This is a genomic window from Bacillus cereus group sp. MYBK79-1 (genome assembly GCF_051915365.1).
Taxonomy (GTDB): Bacteria; Bacillota; Bacilli; order Bacillales; family Bacillaceae_G; genus Bacillus_A.
This window is the reverse complement of the sequence record NZ_JBQAEO010000001.1, coordinates 314,599-334,569: the sequence shown is the minus strand read 5'-3', so window position 1 is coordinate 334,569 and position 19,971 is coordinate 314,599. Positions and strand designations below refer to the sequence as shown.

Genomic DNA, 19,971 nt, shown 5'->3' with positions numbered 1-19,971 from the left:
GTTTAAGTGTAGCTAGGAATGTGGTGTGTAATTTAATTTAATACAAAATAGTAAAAACCAAACTAACATTGCAGCTAAAGATTAGTTTGGTTTTTTATGAATTTATATTGAGAGAGCCAATCTAATGTACATACTTATATTGCCTTATACAAATAAATTTCCCAAGCGGATGTCTTTGATACAAATATTTTCTCAAGGTATAAATTGTTTTTTACTGCATTTTCAATAGGGACAGCAGAAAACATGTAACGACCACCCATTTTTTTAAAATGTTCTATATTTAGCTCTACATTTTTTAAGCGTTTTTTCGAACCTTTCTTAAACATATAGTGTTTTCCAAGTTCATCGGTGAAAATATAACAGCGGCCACCCCATTCGTCAAAATACGTACGAATCGTTTTATTTTTCGCTAATTCCTTCTCAATTATTTTTCGGAATTCATATTTGTAAGATAGAGGATAAAAATTGTTGTATGTGTCAAGTGTATAGAAACCATTGTACTGAGCGATAGCTGGATGTAAACCAATATTAGCGATACGGTACTGTTCCAAAGGTAAACCGATATACTCTTTTATCTCCTGAAATTGTTTTTTTGCAAAAAATTCCTTTACTGAAGGTTTATTTTGATAAATAATTTCTTCATTATAAAAGCATAACAAAATAATTTGAGCTATCATAAAACTTGTTGCAACGTATCTCCATACTTTCCCTTGTAACCACAATATTTTTAATCCAAGAGCGAATAAAACATAAATAACTAACGGGCGCAAAAAATGATAACGTGCAAAATTAAATGTATCTAAAATGTGAAGCCGTTTTGTTAATGGAAGCCAACCTTTATAAAACCAAAAAGCATACCAAATTGACAAAACTATGTTAAAACAGAACAAAAAAATAAAGACTTTTTCTCGCTTCCATCGTTTTGTCGTAATGATGAAATACAACGCAATAAGTATGGCAGGTAAAATTATAAATGTATGGACTGTCATGACATGGGTATGTCCTAAAAGAAAATTTTTCACTGTAAGTCGGAGGGAACGCCATAACGATAATCTTGCATGAAAATATTCATCTCTACTGTTAGGTGCAGTTAATAAAAAAAAGGAAGATACTAAGCGATATTCTACAACCATGTAAATGAGCGTCATATAAATAATTGAAAAAAGAAAACGAAAGTTCCATTCTTTTTTTACTACTAAGTCCACTAACCAGAGCATCCCTATACTACTTAAAAAAAAGAAAAAACCTAAAACAAAACTCGAATATAGAGGAATTAGAGTAAGTACGAAATAGTTCTTCCACAACTTTTCCCCTTTTCGAATATTTAAAAATGCCCAAAGTGCAAGAGGCATTCCCAGAGTACTAAGCATTCCTGATGGCCAAAAAGGGGTAAGAGCAAAAGCTAATGAAACTCCCATTGAAATGACCATCCATTCCTCTCTCGGTAAAAAATGATGTTTTAAAAGTACATACATGCCTATAAAAGCAACCACTCTTGTAATCGTCTGACTTAATACATAAGCAACCATATTTGGAAAAAAAGCATACAACCAAACAATGCAACTAAATTCCGTACTAAATGCGTTTCTTGACAATTGATTATTTATCACCTGTGGAATTGTACCATTAATCGAACCTCTTATCTCTCCACTCGATGTCAAAACCTTGTACCATGACAAATTGGAATCAAGATTATCATGAATGCGAATATGCGCATTTTCTCCAAGAATAAATAAAGGAGACAAATAAAGAATGAGTATAATTGTTGCAAAAACAAGTAACTTTCTTTCGTTTTTATTCTGGTTTAAAAACATTGATCGCACCTCAAGAAATTCTCAAAAAGTTTACTTATAAAATTTCCAAAATGAAAGAAATTATCCCTGGTTGATCAAGGTGCTATAAATGTAAGTGTTGGATTGAAGAGGAAAACGGCAGATGAAAATGGTATTGTTTTATAATCTTGATTAGTTTAAAAAAGTATATCCAAATTGTTAAAGTAAGGATATATATTACGGAGAAGATTTTTCTGTATAACTGAATACTAACTATCAGTTTGCATAACTCCTACTTTTTTAGTAGCATTTTTTTTCGTGGAGAAAAAAATATAATGGCTGAGAATAGTGATACTATGCAACAATCTATAAAAATTAAAAAGGAAGTTAACAGTTAAGTGGCTCAAAGGCTAGTATTTAATCTAGCTCTTGAAAACTACATGATATTTGAGTGTATATCTCTTAGTATTTTGTGAGTTCAATGAAAAAATACCATTTATTACCGATTGATGATACCATTATATTGTAGAGTACTCCTCATTAACAGTTCGTAAAAGCCCGATTGGTTCAACTAATAATCAGGGGGGAATGGCCCCTTTTAATTATATTTTCATTTTATATTTTAAATTAGGAGGATGATGAAGTTTATGGCGGTACGTATAGTGGATGATTTACAACAATTATCGTTGTTACTAATGTTTTTAAGTACATTTATATTTTACAGATACTTAAAGAAAGTTAAACGAGAGAGAAAATTGACTGGTTTTGAATGGACCATGTATTTAGTTACTCAATTTGCGACAGTAATTTGGGCATTTACTTATTTAATTAAACACTTAGCTGAATCGTAATTTCTATTCATTTCATCTCGTTTACTGTTATCTATTAGGAATATAAATATAGTCCGTATCTAAATCAATGACAACATCGCTTAGGACTTCTTCTTGTAGTAATTTTGGGAGTTTTTCATAGTGATACCGTACACAAAATAAGCTTAGAAGATCTTCGGTAGATAAGTCTTCACTTTTAACATTTAAATACATTGTTCTTATTTCATGTAGAGAACAGTTAAAGCCAATAACATGCTCATTTATTCCATATCCATCAAATTCAATTATCATATTATCACTGTTGGGTGCTAGCCAACGTTATAGCTTAAATTTTTATTAAATCTATTATACATTGTTTGAAATTTAGTGAGAATATTTTTTTATAAAAGATGAGGGTTATAAAAGGAACAAAATAAATTAGTTTTAGAAGGACCAAAACGGTTTAAGTGGGAAACGCGAGAAATTAAGTCTATACAGGATGATGAAATTATCGTTAAAACAATTGCAGGTGCAATAAGTATTGGAGCAGAGTTACCACAGTATAAAGAATCGGATGTTACAGATACAAATCCTATTTATCCAAGAAAAACTGGATATGAAAGTTATGGTGAAGTAATTTAAGTTGGTAATAAAGTAGTTTCTTTTTATGGACATGAAAAGATAGGAATAGTTAAGGGGGCATAAAATAATTTGAGTGCCTAATTATATAAAACCTAAAGTTGCTTTATTATCTATTCTTTTATGTGATGCTGCTAAAGGAGTATTAAAACTAAATCCGCGAAAGGATGGAAAAGTACTTATTACTGGAATGGGAGTGATTGGTTTACTCACTTGTTATTTCTTAAAATACTATGTAGGTGTGGATCATGTGGATGTTGTTGAACCAAATAGAAGTAGAAGAAGATTTGCTAAAAAATTTGGTGCCAAAAACATTTATGATTCTGTAGAGCAAATCATTGAAACATATAGTTACGGTTTCGAATGTTCAGCTACAAATAGCGGATTCCGTACATTGCAAAAAGCTCTTAATAGTAATGGTGAAATATGTATACTTTCTGATGGTAATAAAGAAGAATTAACATTAACCGCTGACTTTTACCGGAAAGAATTGCAAATCATTGGATCAAGTGACGGATATGATTATCAAAAACATGCAGATTGTTTTTGATAATCATATAGAACAGACGCCATGGATAGAAGAGATTTTTCAATATGATATTCATTATACCGTACTTGAAAAATGTTTTGAGGAATTAAGTGAAAGGATAATTACCCCTTTAAAAGTATTTGTCTCATATGAATAAAATGACCACGTACTTGTCACGTAGGTCACATATATTTCGTCACTAATATGATAACAAAACGAGGAGTAACATGTACGGGGATTTTTTATAGGTACAACCGGTTGTGTAAACAGAGAAGGGTTGTTGCTCTTTCATTATGTACAAATCGTATATTATCTTTCTCAATGTACATATTAAGTAAAGTGTTTAATATCATGTACATAAAAGGCGGGGTAATATGGATGAAAATAAGAAAAGTGAAGAATTGAGTAAATTTAAGAAACAATGGTTTAATGAAGATAATCAACCAGTAGCGGGTATAGAGTTAGCTTTGCCGCCTGATATAAGCAGCCTGTTAGACTTGAAATCAGTTGATGAAAGTGGAGAAAGTAATAACGAGTAAGTTTACTTTATGCATCCATTCGGGTGCATTTTATTTTTCTACAAACGTAAGGAATAATAAAATAAGGTGGATTTTAAACCAATCTTTATAATAGAAATAGATTTATTAGTATGCTATATTCAATGGAGTTATGGTGACTATGGTAAATAATATGAATAGAAGAAAAGACTATATATAAACAATACATATATCTTTTGGTATTAGGAATAAAAAAAGCAATGTGGCACAGGGAGTCACTGTGCTTAAATTTATACATCTGTCATGTGATATTAAAAACGGAATAAGGAGATAGAAACATAATGGAATTTTGGGAATCAAGTTTTATTGAGAAACAAACGATGTGGGGATTTGAACCTACAGAATCTGCAATTTTGACAAAAGATTTTTTTCTGGAAAAGAACGCTAAAGACATATTAGTTCCGGGTATTGGATATGGAAGAAACGCAAAGGTGTTTATCGAAAATGGTATAAATGTAACAGGTATTGAAATTTCAAAAACAGCCATCAATTTAGCAAGAGAAAACGGACTAGATGATGTTAGTATGTATCACGGTTCGGTAAACGAAATGCCTTTTGATAATAAACTGTATGATGGAATATTTAGTCACGCACTTCTTCATTTGTTAAATGAGCATGAGCGAGAGAAATTTATTAAAGATTGTTATAATCAGTTAAAACCAGGTGGATATATGGTTTTCACAACAGTTTCTAAAAAAGCTCCAATGCATGGAAAAGGAAAACAGTTGGATAAAGATTATTTTGAGATAATGGAAGGTGTAAAAATGTTCTTCTATGATTCTGAATCTATAAAACAAGATTTTAATAAGTATGGATTAGTACAAGTTTCGGAAATTGACGAACCAAATAAGATCATGGAAAATAAGCCTTCAATTAATTTCTTAATGATAAAATGTAAGAAAGTACTATAATTTGAAGTTATTATAAATGTTTATATATTAATAATGCACAAATAAAAAGGACAAGCATATAATATAAATACCTTTTAACTTTAAGTAACCTTAACTTTCGTTAATAGGATATCTCAAAATCCCCAAAAAGAGCACTTGCGGAAACAAGTGCTCTTTTATTTTTTATTTAAGATGATTGATATGGTATTTTAAACCATTATTTTGTATAAAGTGGTAGAATGAATAGGGAAATGTGTAAGGAGGCGGGGGATTTGAAACTAAAAGAGCTGGCGAATTTGTTATTGATTAAAGAAGCCATTGGCGATATGAATGTAGAAATTACGGGATTAGAAATGGATTCTAGAAAGATCACTAGCGGAAATCTTTTTATATGTGTATCAGGTATTGATGGTTTTCTTGAAGATCGACATCAATTTGTTGAAGCTGCAGTGAAAAATGGAGCTGTGGCGTTAATTGTAGAAAGAGATGTAAACATTGAAATACCTAAAATAATCGTTAAAGATGCAAGGTATGCTATGGCAGTTATTGCGTCACATTACTATGGTTACCCATCTAATAAAATGAAGCTAATTGGAATTACAGGAACTAATGGTAAAACAACTACTTCCTATTTAATTGAAAAAATTTTAACTGACTATGGATTTCAAACAGGGCTTATGGGGAATAACGGAGTTAAAATTGGTTCAAAATGGTATCCGACTGAAATTAATACGCAAGAACCTCCAACACTTCAACGGAATTTGCAGACGATGAAAAATCATAATACAGATTATTGTGTTATGGAAGTTACGTCACAAGGCTTACATATGGAGAGAGTTAAAGGGTGTAACTTTAAAACTGCTGTTTTCACAAATTTAACGCAAGATCATTTGGATTATCATGTAACATTTGAGGAATATAAGCACGTAAAAGGTCTTCTTTTTTCAAGATTAGGAAATGATTTTTCTGCTACAGATAAAAAAATTGCTATTTTGAATGCAGACGATCCATCGGTAGAATACTTTAAAAAAGTTACTTCGGCAGAAGTTATCACATATGGGATACATAATAGAGCAGATGTTCAAGCGAAGGATATTACTTTAAGTTCAAAAGGAATACAGTTTTTAGCATCTGCCTTTAATGGAGAAATAAAAGTTAATCTAAATCTATTAGGACGATTTAACGTTTATAATGCATTAGCAGCAATAACAGCTGCATTGGTTGAAGGTATTCCGCTTACAAATATTAGTGACAGCTTATCTAACTTAAAGAGCATTGAAGGTAGAATGGAAATCATAGACGAGAATCAAGGTTTCCTTGTAATAGTGGACTATGCTCACACACCGGATGCGTTAGAAAATGTCCTGTCTACAATTAGCGAGTTTTCAAAAGGTAAAATCATTACTGTTTTCGGTTGTGGTGGAGATAGAGACGCAAAAAAACGATCTATAATGGGTGAAATTGCTGGAGGTTATAGCGATTTTGTTTATATTACGTCTGATAATCCACGTTCGGAAGACCCGCAGGCAATAATGAAGGATATTGAAAAAGGATTTTCACAAGATAATAATTTGAATTATAAAGTAGAAGTAGATCGTGAACTTGCTATAAACCATGCAATAAAAATGGCATCTTCTAATGATATCGTTTTAATTGCAGGGAAGGGGCATGAAACGTATCAAATTTTAAAAGATAAAACAATTCATTTTGATGATAAAGAAAAAGCTCGACAAGCAATTATAAATAATAGATAGATTATCTGTTAGAAAAGACGGGATAAGATTAAGTTGTGAATGGAGTGTTAATGAATGCAAACTAGAAAAGATTATTTATATGTACTTCATACAATGTCAGATTGGGAATAAGACTATTTAATTGCTGAACTTAATACAGGGAGATATTTCAAAAAGGGTTTAGTACTTTTTAAAGTAGTTACAGTCGGAATAAATAAAGAAATGGTTATTTCAATCGGTGGCTTGAATATAAAGCCGAATATTCCCTTTAAAAACCATGCTTCTATTGATGTCGAAGCATGGTTTTTATATTACTGTTTAATAAAGATTTAATGATAAAAATCTCATAGAATGAAAATATTATTCTATATTTTATGCTGTTATTTCTGTACGACAAACGTAATAGCATTTGTTTTTAATTGAATGTGTCTATCGTTTCGGACTATATTATAAGCTAATTCTTTTATTTCAACTTTTATTTCTTGCCATTCTTTATAAATGCTTTTTAATAGGCGTATCATATCATCAGTAGCAAGGTTAATTTCAATTAAAGCATCTAATTCTTCTTTCGTATGTAAGTCAATTTCTTGTATGTTCGAGTTAATAATTAAACAATTGATACCACCAGTTTTTGTACCTTTTTTCATAGAATGGAGCACGTTTGTTAAATCTTTTTCTGATTTGACATGCTCTAAACTTGATACTGCAACGATATAATCATAAGTATCAGGCTGGATGTAGTAGTTCTCAATTGCTGTTTGTTCTGCTTTTATAACTTCAAATACATCATGTTCTTTGCTATAAGTTTGTAATTTTGTTAAAGCGGAATCTAGTAAGTCCACACATGTAACAGTCCCGCTAGTATGTTTTATTTTTTGTGCAATTGGAATACTATTTCTTCCGACGCTAGATCCGAGGTCAAGTACTTGCAAGTTATTTTGTCCTTGAAAGTAATCCATTAAGTCCATAACTGTTTTAACTGGTTTGTAAAGCCAAGAGCCAGTTTCAAATAGTTTATATTGTTCATAATAAAGGTCATGATATTTCTTTTCTTCGTGTCTTATGTGATCGATATGGTTCATATAGTTTCAGCTCCAATATTTTCATTCCAACAAGGCCCTTCAGCTAAACTAGCTTTAGCATCTAAAACCAATTCTAAATTACTGATCAAGATTTTCACCTCGCTTTATAAGATATCTTTATAATTCGATGAGAATAAAGATAAACCTTTTAGTCAGAGGGTATTAAGATTTGTACTATAGAAAATTGATTTTCTTAAGGGATAAAAAATCTATAAACATGGAGAGGGAAATGCATATGATGTTTTATGAAATTGTTTGCTTTTCTTGTAAAAATATATTTCTTGCTTACGAAGGTAGTGAAAAATATAAGCGATTTAAAGAGAAACCGAAAGGAACATATTGTTGCGATGAGTGTAGCCACAAAATTCAATTAGAAGCGATAAAGCATTTATTTAGATAGTTTTTTGTCCGGAAAAGTTTGACAATAAAAGTATTATAAATTATCATATGAAAAAACTAATATATAAAATGGCATGGAAGAGAAGAGTAGTTAAGAAAGTATACGTACAGAGAGCTCTGGTAGCTGAGAAAGAGCGGTATACATCTTAATGAAAAAAGACTTGGAGCTGCGCAAGGAACTAATTTGTTTAGGGATGGTGCGACGGGTTCTCCCGTTATAGAGATAGGGTATAAGCATATTTTGCCGTACCTGAAGAGGTTAATATGGCGACGTATTGACAAACTGAGGTGGTACCGCGAAGCTAACAACTCTCGTCCTCAAGATGAATAATCTTGGGGGTGGGAGTTTTTTTATTGCATAAATTTGAAAATGTGAAAACAAATAATAATTGAGGTGAGTAACATATGCATTGGGCGTATGAAGTAGCACATGAATTAATTAGAAAACATCCAAACAAAGAAACGTTTGTTTGCGCATCTGGAATCAGTCCATCTGGTTCTGTTCATATCGGCAACTTCCGCGAAATAATAACGACATATTTCGTGGTAAGAGCACTACAAGATTTAGGGAAAAAGACTCGTTTTATATTCTCATGGGATGATTATGATAGATTTAGAAAAGTTCCTAAAAATATTGATCCATCTTTTGCAAAATATATTGGTATGCCGTACTGTGATATACCAGATCCGTATGGCTGTCATAACTCCTATGCAGAGCATTTTGAAAAAGAGTTTGAGAAATCTCTTCAAGCATTTGGAATTGAAGTGGAATTCATATATCAACATGCTGAATATAGAAGCGGAAGGTATAACGAAAATATATTCGAGTCTTTATATAAAAGAAAAGAAATATATGATATTTTAATGGGTTTTAAAACTGGAGAGTGTAGTGAAGAAGAGCGAGAGAGCTTTTATCCGGTTACATTGTATTGTGAGAAATGCGGGAAAGATGCAACAACGATTACACATTTTGATGAAGTATTAAAATCAGTTCAGTATGAATGTGTATGTGGAAATCAAAATGAATTATCAGTATTAAATACAAATAAAATGAAACTGAATTGGAAAATCGATTGGCCGATGAGGTGGATGATAGAGGATGTTATTTTTGAACCGGGCGGAAGAGATCATTCATCGGAAACGGGTAGTTATAATGTATCCAAGGAAATTGCAAGGAAAATATTCAATCGTGAAGCTCCTCATTACGTTGCTTATGATTTCATTGGAATTAAAGGGAATCATGAAAAAATGTCTAGTTCATCAGGGAATAGTATTACACCTAGCGAGTTGTTAAAAGTGTATTTACCAGAAGTGATTCTATTTATGTTTGCTAAATACAGACCAAACGCAGCTTTTCATATCGACCTTGATGAAGATGTGATTCGCAATTATACAGAATATGAACGATTGAAAGATGGTTATGACAATAACACGCTCAAAAATGAAGATTTATTTGATACAATTAAACTTTCTAAAGTTTATGGCAGGCTTAAAGAATATCCAAAATTTAATCAAGTAGCAGGAACGTTACCGCTATTAAATTTTGATTCATCTATTTTACAAGGTATATTAGAAAAAATAGATAGGAAGTATGCGTTAGAGGATATGATACCGATAAGCAAACGTGCAGAGTATTGGATAAGAAACTTTCAATCTGAAAAATTAATTGCGGTAAATCAAGAGAGAAATACAGAGTTTTACAACACGTTAGATGAAAGGCAGAAAGAATGGGTAGTAGAAGTTTGCAAAATACTTCGTTCTAACAAAGATTACTCTAACTTTATGGAACAATTGTATTCAATTTGCCATCATGAAAATAAAAAAATAATGAAAGAAAATCAAAAACAATTATTTATTATAATTTATAGGCTCATTATGAATCAGTCTAGCGGCCCGCGTATACTATTATTAATACATGTTGTAGGAGTTGAAAAGTTCATCGCATTATTAGATTTCTAAAAATGCTAAAAGAAACGCAAGTACTCAGAAATCTAAGTACTTGCGTTTCAAATTTTGCTACCGTGAATACATTTTCGGACATTCATCACCACGTGGTTCATAAAAGCAATGGCTTTTAAATTGCCCTGCAAACGGCTGGTTATACCATTCAGGTGGACAAGCTCCAACTGGACGAAAATACCAAAGAGCCCATCGTGCTGGCCATCTCCATTCACCTTGCAAAACTTTTCTTGCAATTTCTTTTTCTGAATCACGAGCTCGCTGATAAAAATATCCGTATTGCACTGCTTCAAACCCGCCAGGGCTTTGATATACTGCATCACGCACAGATCGAAGCTGTTTAAAATCTAAGCAATCACAAAATACACGATTTACTACTACGCAGCCAACAAGTTGTTCACCTTGTCGACCTTCTCCTTCAGCTTCTGCACGAATTAAACGAGCTAGTAAATCAACATCACTTTCGTTATATGGAATAAGGGGCATAGTGCTACCACCTTTCTTTACCTGTTATAGTAAAGAGTGTATGTATGAAAATAAGCTAAGTGCTTTTCTATATGTAAATTTATTAATTTTTAACAGGAGCTTTTACGAAAAAAGCTAATTAGTAATTGTAGACTAATATAAAAGGGGAGAGATAAGATGTATCGCATTCATAAAGAACATATCGTTTACGCAATGTCACCCGATAATCAGCCTTGTATGGAAGTAGAAGTAGGGAGTCGTCTTGTATTTGAAACATATGATTGCTTTGAAAATCAAATTGATTCTGAAGATGTTGCGTTTCAAGAATTAGATTGGAACCGAATTAATCCAGCGACTGGTCCAGTATATATTAGTGGTGCAGAACCTGGTGATATTTTAGTCGTAACGGTTGAAAAAATTAAAATTGCAGAGAAAGGTGTTTTAACTACAGGGGCGAATCTTGGTGTAATGGGTGAAGAGCTGAACGAAAACACAGTGAAAATAGTCCCAATACATAATGAACATGTTTTGTTTTCAAATGAATTACAAATCCCGATTAATCCAATGATCGGTGTTATTGGTACAGCGCCGAAAGAAGAGAGCATTTCATGTGGCACCCCGCATGATCATGGCGGGAATATGGACTGTAAAGAAATTAAAGAAGGGACAACTTTACTATTACCTGTAAATGTTCCTGGTGCTCTATTAGCATTAGGTGATTTACACGCAGCGATGGGTGATGGTGAAATTGGTGTTAGTGGCGTAGAGGTTGCTGGTGAGGTAACAGTAACAGTTCAAATAATAAAAGGAAAGAAATGTCCACTACCAATGGCTATCCAAAAAGAAAAAGTAATGACGATTGCTTCAGAAAAATTGTTAGATGATGCAGCGAATCGCGCTGTACGTAATATGGTGACATTTTTACATGAAGAATTAGAAATGTCTAAAGCGGATGCAACGCTTTTATTATCAGCTGCAGGCAATTTAAAAGTATGCCAAGTTGTGGACCCGCTGAAGACTGCTCGAATGGAACTAGGTATGAATTATGTGGAGAAGCTAGGTTTTAATTTGAGTAAATTTCATATTAAATAAGAATGTTAGAAGAAGGATGCTGTTGTATAAAAGTATCCTTTTTTGATTTACGGATGATATAAAAACAGGTAGTATTTATTTTATATAATTGAATATAAGATTGGGATCGAAAAAGGAGTAAACACATGGTTAAAATTATGATTGTAGAAGACGATATGAAAATTGCAGAACTATTATCAACACATGTCGCGAAATACGGGTATGAAGGAATTATTGTATCGGATTTTCAAAATGTATTAAACATTTTTTTAGAAGAACAACCAGAGTTAGTTTTATTAGATATTAATTTACCAAGTTTTGATGGGTACTATTGGTGTCGTCAAATTCGCGGCGTGTCTACATGTCCGATATTATTTATTTCGGCTCGTGAAGGCACAATGGATCAAGTTATGGCGCTTGAAAACGGTGGCGATGATTTTATTTCAAAGCCGTTCCATTACGAAGTTGTAATGGCTAAAATTCGTAGTCATTTAAGACGTGCTTACGGAGATTATGCACCGAAAGTAGAAGAACGGATGGTTGAGCAACAAGGTCTTTGTTTATATCCAGAAAGGCTTGTATTGAAGCTTAAGAATCAAGAAATTGATATAACGAGAAATGAAGCTATTTTATTAGAGATGTTAATGAAAAACTATCCGCGTGTTGTGGGTAGAGAAGTGCTATTAAATAAATTATGGGATAGCGAATCTTATGTTGATGATAATACTTTAAGCGTAAATACAACTCGTGTGCGTAAAAAGTTAAAAATGTTACAGATTGAAGATGCAATTGAAACGATCCGTAGTGTCGGTTATAGATTACATATTACTTGGGATACTGGTATGGAGAAATGCTAAAATTGTTTATTCGTGATCATATATCACTTATTTGTTTTACAGTAATCCAGCTACTAGCCATTTTTCTTGTATATTGGTTTGATGGGCATAATCATATTGCAACGGCATTATATGCAATGTTTTTAGGTGTCTTTTTTATGGTAGGCTATTTAGTATTTCGTTACTTTACCCATCGTACTTTCTATGAACGGTTAGCAAATCCGTTGCACTCTTTAGATGAATCTGTTCAAAAATCAGATTTTGCAGTTTTATCTACTGCGCTTCAAGACTTGCTTGAGGAACAATATCGCCATTATCAAAATCAGCTCCAGATACAAGAGAGAAAAAATAATGATCATCTAACTTTTATGAATCAATGGATACATCAAATGAAAACACCTTTATCTGTAATAGAGTTAATTACACAGGATGAAGTGGATTCGCGTTTTGAAAGTATAAATGAGGAAACAGATAGGCTGAAAAAAGGGCTAGAGATGGCTCTGTATGTCGCGCGTTTAGAAGCATTTACACAAGATTTTTATGTGGAAAGAGTACAACTCCATAAAATAGTGAATGATTCCGTGCATGAACATAAACGCTTCTTTATTCGGAACTTTGTATATCCAGAGCTTGAAATTGATAAAGGTATTACTGTTGAAAGTGATGCGAAATGGTTACAATTTTTAATTGGACAAATACTATCGAATGCGATTAAATATTCATCAGGTAGTAGAGAAAAGATTAAAGTGCAAGCTTGTAAGGAAGATAAGACAGTCATACTTGAAATTGCTGATAATGGTGTAGGTATACCGAAGCAAGATCTACCTAGAGTATTTAAACCTTTCTTTACAGGGGAAAATGGCAGAGATTTTAAAGAATCTACTGGAATGGGGCTATATCTTGTATATGAAATTACGAAACAATTAGGACATAGTGTAGAAATTTATTCAGAAGTTGGTAAAGGTACGGTTGTACGAATTAAATTTTATAATGTATAAATAAGTGATCTAGGCTAAAGAACTTTGGAAATAAGTTTTTTAGCCTTATTTTATCTCACTTTAATGGGGAGTAAGCCCCACCTCATAATTCAGCGAAAGAAAAGAAGTTAGGTGGGGGACGGGCTGCGCATTAAAGTACGATTGGTGAGGGCTAATAATATGTGGGGGTAGTTGACAGCGATTATATGAAATGGCAAAAGATCATCTTAGTATGTTTAATGACACGCTAATAAATACGATTGTTAAATTAGAAGGATTTAATAAAAAGCTGATAAATAGTTTTTGTAAGAAAAAAGCCACCCCTTTGAAAGAGATAGCTTCATGAATCCACCCTATGAATAAGTGTATCAACATTAATAAGTATAATGTTCGAATTCGTGATATGGTTTGTGGATTATAATAGAATTAGTCTTTTGTTTTTTCATGATACAGTATTGTAATTAAGTAAACAAACTTAATAATGTATATCCAATTAATCCTAAAATAGTGATAGGAACCATCATTAAGAAAGAAGAAATTCGATTAGTATTAGAGCGTTCTAACACAAGAATGAAGATAATCCCGACTATCACTTCGGTATATCCAACAGGTAACATGTGACTATAGTCTTCAAAGTTTAAAAGAATGTGAAGTCCATCCGTTACAAAAACTCCACTAATAAGCGCACTTCCGAATTTATGAAGTGGATTTGTAGTATCTTTCCATAGAAAACCTGCAATTCCAAAGATAGTTCCTCCTATACATGCACATACAATCCATACAGATATAAAATAAATAGAGTGAGCTACATTTTTAATAACTATTGCATAACCATAGTAGCCTAATACCATACCGAGTAGTGCAAGAATACCAGAAAGTATAGCTGTACGCTTAGAATAACTAAAACTAGCAACAAAAAAGGATGGAACTAACCAAACGCTTCCTAGATTAGCTAATGAATTCCAATGTCCTGGAAGTATACCTTGCCCAAATTTAGTTAGTATACCAACAATTATCCCTACTATAATCGGGATGAGAAAAATCCTTAAAAACATATTTAACTTTGTGATTTTTAATGTTTTTTCCATAAATTCAATCCTTACATTAAAATTTTCTACAAACATATAATAGCTTATTAAAGGAGAGTAATCAATAAAAAATTATCGAAAAACAATAAATGGTTATTGGATAACGAATAACATTTTGTTTTTATAATTAGGTGAATAAAATATCAAGAACTCGTTACTCAACCAAATGGTAAATCAAATAATATATGCAAGTAATGAAATTTCCAAAAACATGTAATTCAACTTAGTATAAATCTCTCGTATTTTCATGAAATGATTTATGATAAAAAAGAAACGAAAAGGGATTGATATAGTTTCCTACTGTTTTTATTTACAATTTATTAGAAGGAGGATTTTTTACTAGTTGTGAATGATAGGGGGATTGTAATGGATATTCGAAAAATAAAATATTTCATAACGGTGGCAGAAGAATTAAACTTTAGCCGTGCAGCAGAGCGTCTTATGATGGCACAACCGCCTTTAAGCCAAGAGATTCGTAAATTAGAAGATGAATTAGGGGTTCAACTTTTTTACCGAACAAAGCGAATGGTTGAGCTTACCGATGCTGGGAAAATATTTTTAGAAGGGTCTCGGCAAACGTTACTTCAAGTAGAAAGAACTATTAAAGAAACACAGCTTGCGGATGAAGGAAAGATTGGATATTTAATCATTGGTTTTGTTGATTCTACAGAAACGGTTATAAACATATTAAAAACATTTCGAGAACGCTTTCCTAAAATTCAGCTTATATTACGCGAGATGACAACAGACCAGCAAATAAAAGCACTCTATGAAAAACAAATTCACATTGGATTTATTCGTTCTAAGCAGAATAATGAAATATTGTTTTCCGAAGTTTGTTCTAAAGAACGTTTAAAATTGGTTTTATATGAAAATCACGCATTAGTTTCGTTACCTAATATTTCTATTAAAGAACTAGTAGATGAACCATTTGTTTTATTTCCTCGTCATTTCGGTACTAACTTTTATGATTTAATTATTAGTTACTTTTGGGAGCATGGAGTAAGTTTAAATATTGTTCAAGAAGCAATTCAAATGCAGACGATTGTTAATTTAGTTGCAGCAGGAATGGGAATTTCTATCGTTCCATCATCGGTGGAAAGTTATAAAAAATCGGGAGTCATATATAAAGATATTGAGGAACATACACCGGAAATAAACTTATACGCTGGATGGAGGCAGGATGAAAAGTCTGTCGTGCTCGAGAACTTCTTAGCAGTTGTTAGAGAGATTTATACGACTTCACAATTTGAATTTGAAAAGTAAAGGCCCATCTTGATTGGATGGGCAGTAGTGATTTGGGAAAGGTACTATATTTATTGTTAAGTCACTGACGATTTAACCTGTTTTACTTGGGTCATACTCAATGAAACCTTTTAGTACACTATCAATTTGACCCATAATTTCAGGTGACAATGTAACACTAGAAGCAATTACATTTTCTCTTATTTGCTCCGGATCTGAAGCGCCAATAATTGCAGAGGAAACAGCTGGATTTTGTAGTACCCAAGCAACTGCGAGTTGAGGTAAGGTAAGATTATTTTCAGTTGCAATAGGATTAAGTTTCTGTATTGCAGTAAGTACATCATCACTCATCCAACGTTGTACGAGTTTGTTGAAAAAGGGTTTTCCTGCATCTGAATTAGCACGTGATTGGGCGGGGAGTGGTTTACCTGGTTGATATTTTCCAGTGAGAATACCTTGTGCGAGGGGAGACCAAACAATTTGGCCAAGTCCTTCACGTTGACCTGTTGGAATCACATCAGTTTCTATAACTCGCCACAACATCGAATATTGAGGTTGGCTAGCAATAAGAGGGATTTTCAATTCTCGTGCAAGTGCTGCACCGCGTGTGATTTGCTCCGATGTCCATTCACTTACGCCTAAATAAAGGACTTTCCCTTGTCTTACAAGATCTGAGAAAGCTAACATTGTTTCTTCCAGAGGTGTTGTTGTATCGAATCGATGTGCATAATAGACATCAATGTAGTCTGTATGTAGCCGTTGTAACGATGCATTACAATTTTCTATAATATGTTTTCGTGATAATCCACGATCATTTTTTCCGGGTCCGGTCGGATGGCATACTTTTGTACAAAGTTCTATACTTTCTCGGCGTATTCCTTTCAAAGAACGACCAAGTACTTCCTCAGCAATAGTGTCCGAATAAACATCTGCAGTATCGAACGTTGTAATTCCAACATCTAATGCGGCTTTCACACATTCATTTGCAGTATCTTCATTTACTTTTCCACCATGGTTTATCCAGTTACCGTATGCAATCTTACTTACTGTTAATCCACTGTTTCCGAGTTTGCAAAATTCCATTGTAGAGTCCCTCCTTAAAAATGATAACTTTATTATAAAAACAGAAATGTAGTATGTATAATATAAAATTAATCATACAGTTATATAAAAATTATATAAGGGGGAGTGCTTAGAAGGTTATTATTAGGGGAATCTAAAAATAAAGTATGCTTGTTCAATTTGAAGTTAAGAAATGATAAATAGCCCTTGAAGAAAGCAATCTTTATAACAGCACATATAATTGCATTTACTCATACAGTACTAGTATGGTACAATATGGTTATTAATGACGGAAAGGAATGATGGGTGGACGATGATTAACTAATCTTATTTTTAAATGTTGAAATTCAATAAATTTCAATTTCTAAAAAATAGGATTAGTCTGCCCAATTTCCATTCAACGGTATTGCTATTTATGTTGCGCAATAGCTTATTTGGGTATAAATATTTTAACGACTAATCCTGCCAAATTTATTTGGGAGGATTTTTTTATTCTCCCTTAATGAAAGGGACGGTATTATGAAAGAATTATTAAAATTAAATGATGTTTATGTTGAAATAAAGGAAAATACTTTGTTAGAGAAAATGAATGTGACAGTAAAACAAGGGGATGTTATCGGATTAATTGGTAAAAACGGGGCTGGTAAATCAACATTACTTCAATTAATAAATGGGAAGATTGAACCGTCAAAAGGTACTGTTGAATGGCTTCAAATGAATATGACAACTGCATATGTTGAACAAGAAAAAGAATCATTTGTTAGTAAGGATATAGTTGCAAAAGAAGCGGAACTCCTTGCAAAATGGGGCGTGCCAACGAACGATTTTCTAACTTTAAGTGGTGGTGAAAAGCTAAAAGTTCGATTAGTAAAAGGATTTGCTGAAAATCCTAATATATTAATATTAGACGAACCGACAAATCATTTAGATGAGATGAGTACGGAATTTCTCATTAAACAAATAAAAAATATGAAAGGTACAGTTATCGTCGTATCGCATGACCGATACTTTTTAGATGTTGTCGCAAGTAGAATATGGTCAATTGAGGATAAGAAATTAATTGACCATAGCGGAAGTTATACGAGTTATATGAAAGCACGGGAGCATAAACGAATGACGCAGCAGCGTGAATATGAGAAACAACAAAAGAAGATAGAACAAGTAGAAACTCATATAAAAGAATTAAGTTCATGGTCACAAAAAGCACATGCGCAGTCTACAAAACAAGAAGGAGTGAAAGAATTTTATCGTGTAAAGGCGAAGCGAATGGACGCGCAAGTTAAATCGAAACGAAAACGTCTTGAAAAAGAGCTGGAGAAAACGAAAGTAGAACGTGTGAAAGAAGAATATTCAGTTGAATTTTCTATTCAAGCGAATAAAAAAGTAGGAAAACGTTTCTTAGAAGTAAAACAATTGCGGAAAGAATTTAATAATCGGACATTATTTGAAAACGTTAATTTTACAATTCAGCACAGTGAAAAGGTTGCGATTATTGGACCAAACGGTAGCGGGAAAACAACGTTACTAAAGATGATTATGGGAACAGAAACTGCTGAAGGAGAAGTATGGATTTCACCATCAGCAAACATCGGTTATTTAACACAAGAAGTATTTGATTTACCACTTGATAAAACACCAGAAGATTTATTTTATAAAGAGACATTTGAAGAAAGAGGAAAAGTCCAAAATTTAATGAAACATTTAGGATTTGAATCTTCCCAATGGAAAGAGCCGATTCGACATATGAGTATGGGTGAACGAGTAAAATGTAAGCTAATGGCTTATATTTTAGATGAAAAAGATGTACTTATTTTAGATGAACCTACGAATCACCTTGATCTATCTTCACGTGAACAGCTTGAAAATACATTAGCTGAGTATAACGGAACACTCATTATCGTTTCTCACGATCGATATTTTCTGGAGAAAACAACTAACGCAAAACTCGTGTTTGTAAACAATACGATACAAAAGCATCTCGAAGAACCTACGAAAACTAGAGATGAAATTGAAGAACTACGTTTAACGTTAGAAACAGAGAGACAAGAAGTATTAGGGAAATTAAGCTTTTTAACTTCTAAAGACAAAGAATATAAAGAGCTAGATGAACGGTTTATGGAACTTACGAAGCAGATTAAGGCGCTTTAGCGTAAGGAAGAGGTATTAAGATGGAAGAAGAGAATTTGACTAATTTATTTAGAATAGATTGTGGTGATATATACCTACAAGAGTTTACGGTCAAAGATGCAGAGAGTATTTATAAAATATCAAATCAACCGGAAATAGAAAAGTTTTTACCAGGCTGGAAATCAACGAAAGAACAACGAGTTAATTGGGTTACAAATGATGAAATACCAGAAAACAAAGCATTTCTTCATGCAGTGACAACTACGAGTAACATAGATGATCACATATTAAGACTAGGAATATTTAAGAAAACCACAAATGAATTTATTGGATGGTGCTGTACAGGTATAAAAGATGAGCTTCCTGCACCGAACAGAGAACTCATGTATGCTGTTTCAAGGGAATTTCATAATAATGGTTATGCATCGAAAGCAACAAAAGGCTTGATCGGCTATTTGTTTGAAAATACAAATGTTGATGTTCTAAACGCAATTGCTTTAATTAACAACGTACCATCAAATAAAGTTATTGAAAAATGTGGATTTATTTATTTGGGTCGGCAGTCGATAGAAAATCAAATTTATAATCATTATGTATTGAGTAAATCCGAATGGATAAAAAATGGTGCTCTTTAAAGGGAGCGATAATGCAAAAAAAAGCTTAGAGCTAAAACTCTAAGCTTTTTTACATTGTGTGCTTTTCACCAAAACAGATGTATCAAGTTGTACAAG

General features: G+C 32.6%; 20 protein-coding genes, 1 pseudogene and 1 other annotated feature. Of the genes and pseudogenes, 15 read left to right on the top strand and 6 right to left on the bottom strand.

What is annotated here, in order from left to right:
- Positions 1 to 134: 134 nt before the first annotated feature.
- Positions 135 to 1,814: a DUF6044 family protein gene (locus ACTFOB_RS01775; RefSeq protein ID WP_440024177.1), complete on the bottom strand. Its 1,680-nt coding sequence runs from the start codon at positions 1,812 to 1,814 to the stop codon at positions 135 to 137.
- Between the two features lie 605 nt (positions 1,815 to 2,419).
- Between ACTFOB_RS01775 and ACTFOB_RS01770 the strand changes: the two genes are divergently transcribed.
- Positions 2,420 to 2,623, top strand: coding sequence for a hypothetical protein (locus ACTFOB_RS01770; RefSeq protein WP_440024175.1), 204 nt, complete (start codon positions 2,420 to 2,422; stop codon positions 2,621 to 2,623).
- A gap of 27 nt (positions 2,624 to 2,650) precedes the next feature.
- Here the strand turns inward: ACTFOB_RS01770 and ACTFOB_RS01765 are convergent, their stop codons facing one another.
- Entirely contained in the window at positions 2,651 to 2,893 is a 243-nt protein-coding gene (locus tag ACTFOB_RS01765; RefSeq protein WP_440024174.1) for a hypothetical protein, read from the bottom strand.
- A gap of 257 nt (positions 2,894 to 3,150) precedes the next feature.
- On the opposite strand from ACTFOB_RS01765, the gene ACTFOB_RS01760 reads away from it, so the two are divergent.
- The 6 genes and pseudogenes from ACTFOB_RS01760 to ACTFOB_RS01735 form a co-directional block, all read left to right on the top strand.
- Positions 3,151 to 3,201, top strand: a complete 51-nt coding sequence (locus ACTFOB_RS01760) for a KxYKxGKxW signal peptide domain-containing protein (protein ID WP_115735470.1) — start codon at positions 3,151 to 3,153, stop codon at positions 3,199 to 3,201.
- A gap of 95 nt (positions 3,202 to 3,296) precedes the next feature.
- Positions 3,297 to 3,770, top strand: coding sequence for a zinc-binding dehydrogenase (locus ACTFOB_RS01755; RefSeq protein WP_440024173.1), 474 nt, complete (start codon positions 3,297 to 3,299; stop codon positions 3,768 to 3,770).
- A gap of 353 nt (positions 3,771 to 4,123) precedes the next feature.
- Positions 4,124 to 4,288, top strand: a complete 165-nt coding sequence (locus tag ACTFOB_RS01750; protein ID WP_440024172.1) for a hypothetical protein — start codon at positions 4,124 to 4,126, stop codon at positions 4,286 to 4,288.
- A gap of 299 nt (positions 4,289 to 4,587) precedes the next feature.
- Entirely contained in the window at positions 4,588 to 5,217 is a 630-nt protein-coding gene (locus tag ACTFOB_RS01745) for a class I SAM-dependent methyltransferase (RefSeq protein WP_440024171.1), read from the top strand.
- Between the two features lie 251 nt (positions 5,218 to 5,468).
- The gene (locus ACTFOB_RS01740; RefSeq protein ID WP_440024169.1) at positions 5,469 to 6,950 is read left to right on the top strand and encodes a UDP-N-acetylmuramoyl-L-alanyl-D-glutamate--2,6-diaminopimelate ligase; all 1,482 of its coding nucleotides are present in this window, start codon (positions 5,469 to 5,471) and stop codon (positions 6,948 to 6,950) included.
- Between the two features lie 54 nt (positions 6,951 to 7,004).
- Positions 7,005 to 7,193, top strand: a pseudogene (locus ACTFOB_RS01735) (glutamine amidotransferase); the annotation flags it as partial.
- Positions 7,194 to 7,309: 116 nt separating this feature from the next.
- On the opposite strand, the gene ACTFOB_RS01730 reads toward ACTFOB_RS01735, so the two are convergent.
- A complete protein-coding gene (locus ACTFOB_RS01730; protein ID WP_440024168.1) occupies positions 7,310 to 8,011 on the bottom strand; it encodes a class I SAM-dependent methyltransferase in 702 nt (233 codons plus the stop codon).
- Between the two features lie 229 nt (positions 8,012 to 8,240).
- Here ACTFOB_RS01730 and ACTFOB_RS01725 point away from each other — a divergent pair, with 229 nt between their 5' ends.
- A complete protein-coding gene (locus ACTFOB_RS01725) occupies positions 8,241 to 8,411 on the top strand; it encodes a DUF2197 domain-containing protein (RefSeq protein ID WP_440024777.1) in 171 nt (56 codons plus the stop codon).
- 65 nt (positions 8,412 to 8,476) lie between these two features.
- Positions 8,477 to 8,733 (top strand) — a binding site (T-box leader).
- An 82-nt stretch (positions 8,734 to 8,815) separates the two neighbouring features.
- Entirely contained in the window at positions 8,816 to 10,369 is a 1,554-nt protein-coding gene (gene lysS, locus ACTFOB_RS01720) for a lysine--tRNA ligase (protein WP_440024166.1), read from the top strand.
- Between the two features lie 57 nt (positions 10,370 to 10,426).
- Here the strand turns inward: lysS and ACTFOB_RS01715 are convergent, their stop codons facing one another.
- Positions 10,427 to 10,855, bottom strand: a complete 429-nt coding sequence (locus ACTFOB_RS01715; protein WP_001128407.1) for a cell wall hydrolase — start codon at positions 10,853 to 10,855, stop codon at positions 10,427 to 10,429.
- Between the two features lie 156 nt (positions 10,856 to 11,011).
- On the opposite strand from ACTFOB_RS01715, the gene ACTFOB_RS01710 reads away from it, so the two are divergent.
- The 3 genes from ACTFOB_RS01710 to ACTFOB_RS01700 all read left to right on the top strand — a co-directional run bounded on the left by ACTFOB_RS01710 (position 11,012) and on the right by ACTFOB_RS01700 (position 13,739).
- Complete coding sequence (locus ACTFOB_RS01710) at positions 11,012 to 11,926, top strand: acetamidase/formamidase family protein (protein WP_440024164.1); 915 nt, start codon at positions 11,012 to 11,014, stop codon at positions 11,924 to 11,926.
- Between the two features lie 125 nt (positions 11,927 to 12,051).
- Positions 12,052 to 12,762 carry a response regulator gene (locus tag ACTFOB_RS01705; RefSeq protein WP_440024163.1) on the top strand — a complete coding sequence of 237 codons (711 nt, stop codon included), beginning with the start codon at positions 12,052 to 12,054 and terminating at the stop codon, positions 12,760 to 12,762.
- Positions 12,756 to 13,739 carry a sensor histidine kinase gene (locus ACTFOB_RS01700; protein WP_440024161.1) on the top strand — a complete coding sequence of 328 codons (984 nt, stop codon included), beginning with the start codon at positions 12,756 to 12,758 and terminating at the stop codon, positions 13,737 to 13,739. The genes ACTFOB_RS01705 and ACTFOB_RS01700 overlap by 7 nt, the downstream gene beginning before the upstream one ends.
- Positions 13,740 to 14,179: 440 nt before the next feature.
- Here ACTFOB_RS01700 and ACTFOB_RS01695 read toward each other — a convergent pair whose 3' ends face one another.
- Positions 14,180 to 14,806 (bottom strand): DUF6518 family protein, encoded by a 627-nt coding sequence (locus ACTFOB_RS01695; RefSeq protein ID WP_440024160.1) that lies wholly within the window; start codon positions 14,804 to 14,806, stop codon positions 14,180 to 14,182.
- 366 nt (positions 14,807 to 15,172) lie between these two features.
- Here ACTFOB_RS01695 and ACTFOB_RS01690 point away from each other — a divergent pair, with 366 nt between their 5' ends.
- Complete coding sequence (locus ACTFOB_RS01690; RefSeq protein WP_440024159.1) at positions 15,173 to 16,072, top strand: LysR family transcriptional regulator; 900 nt, start codon at positions 15,173 to 15,175, stop codon at positions 16,070 to 16,072.
- 72 nt (positions 16,073 to 16,144) lie between these two features.
- Here the strand turns inward: ACTFOB_RS01690 and ACTFOB_RS01685 are convergent, their stop codons facing one another.
- Positions 16,145 to 17,134, bottom strand: a complete 990-nt coding sequence (locus tag ACTFOB_RS01685) for an aldo/keto reductase family protein (RefSeq protein WP_440024158.1) — start codon at positions 17,132 to 17,134, stop codon at positions 16,145 to 16,147.
- Positions 17,135 to 17,632: 498 nt separating this feature from the next.
- On the opposite strand from ACTFOB_RS01685, the gene abc-f reads away from it, so the two are divergent.
- Positions 17,633 to 19,261, top strand: coding sequence for a ribosomal protection-like ABC-F family protein (gene abc-f, locus ACTFOB_RS01680; RefSeq protein WP_440024156.1), 1,629 nt, complete (start codon positions 17,633 to 17,635; stop codon positions 19,259 to 19,261).
- Between the two features lie 20 nt (positions 19,262 to 19,281).
- The gene (locus ACTFOB_RS01675) at positions 19,282 to 19,875 is read left to right on the top strand and encodes a GNAT family N-acetyltransferase (RefSeq protein ID WP_440024154.1); all 594 of its coding nucleotides are present in this window, start codon (positions 19,282 to 19,284) and stop codon (positions 19,873 to 19,875) included.
- Positions 19,876 to 19,971: the final 96 nt, after the last annotated feature.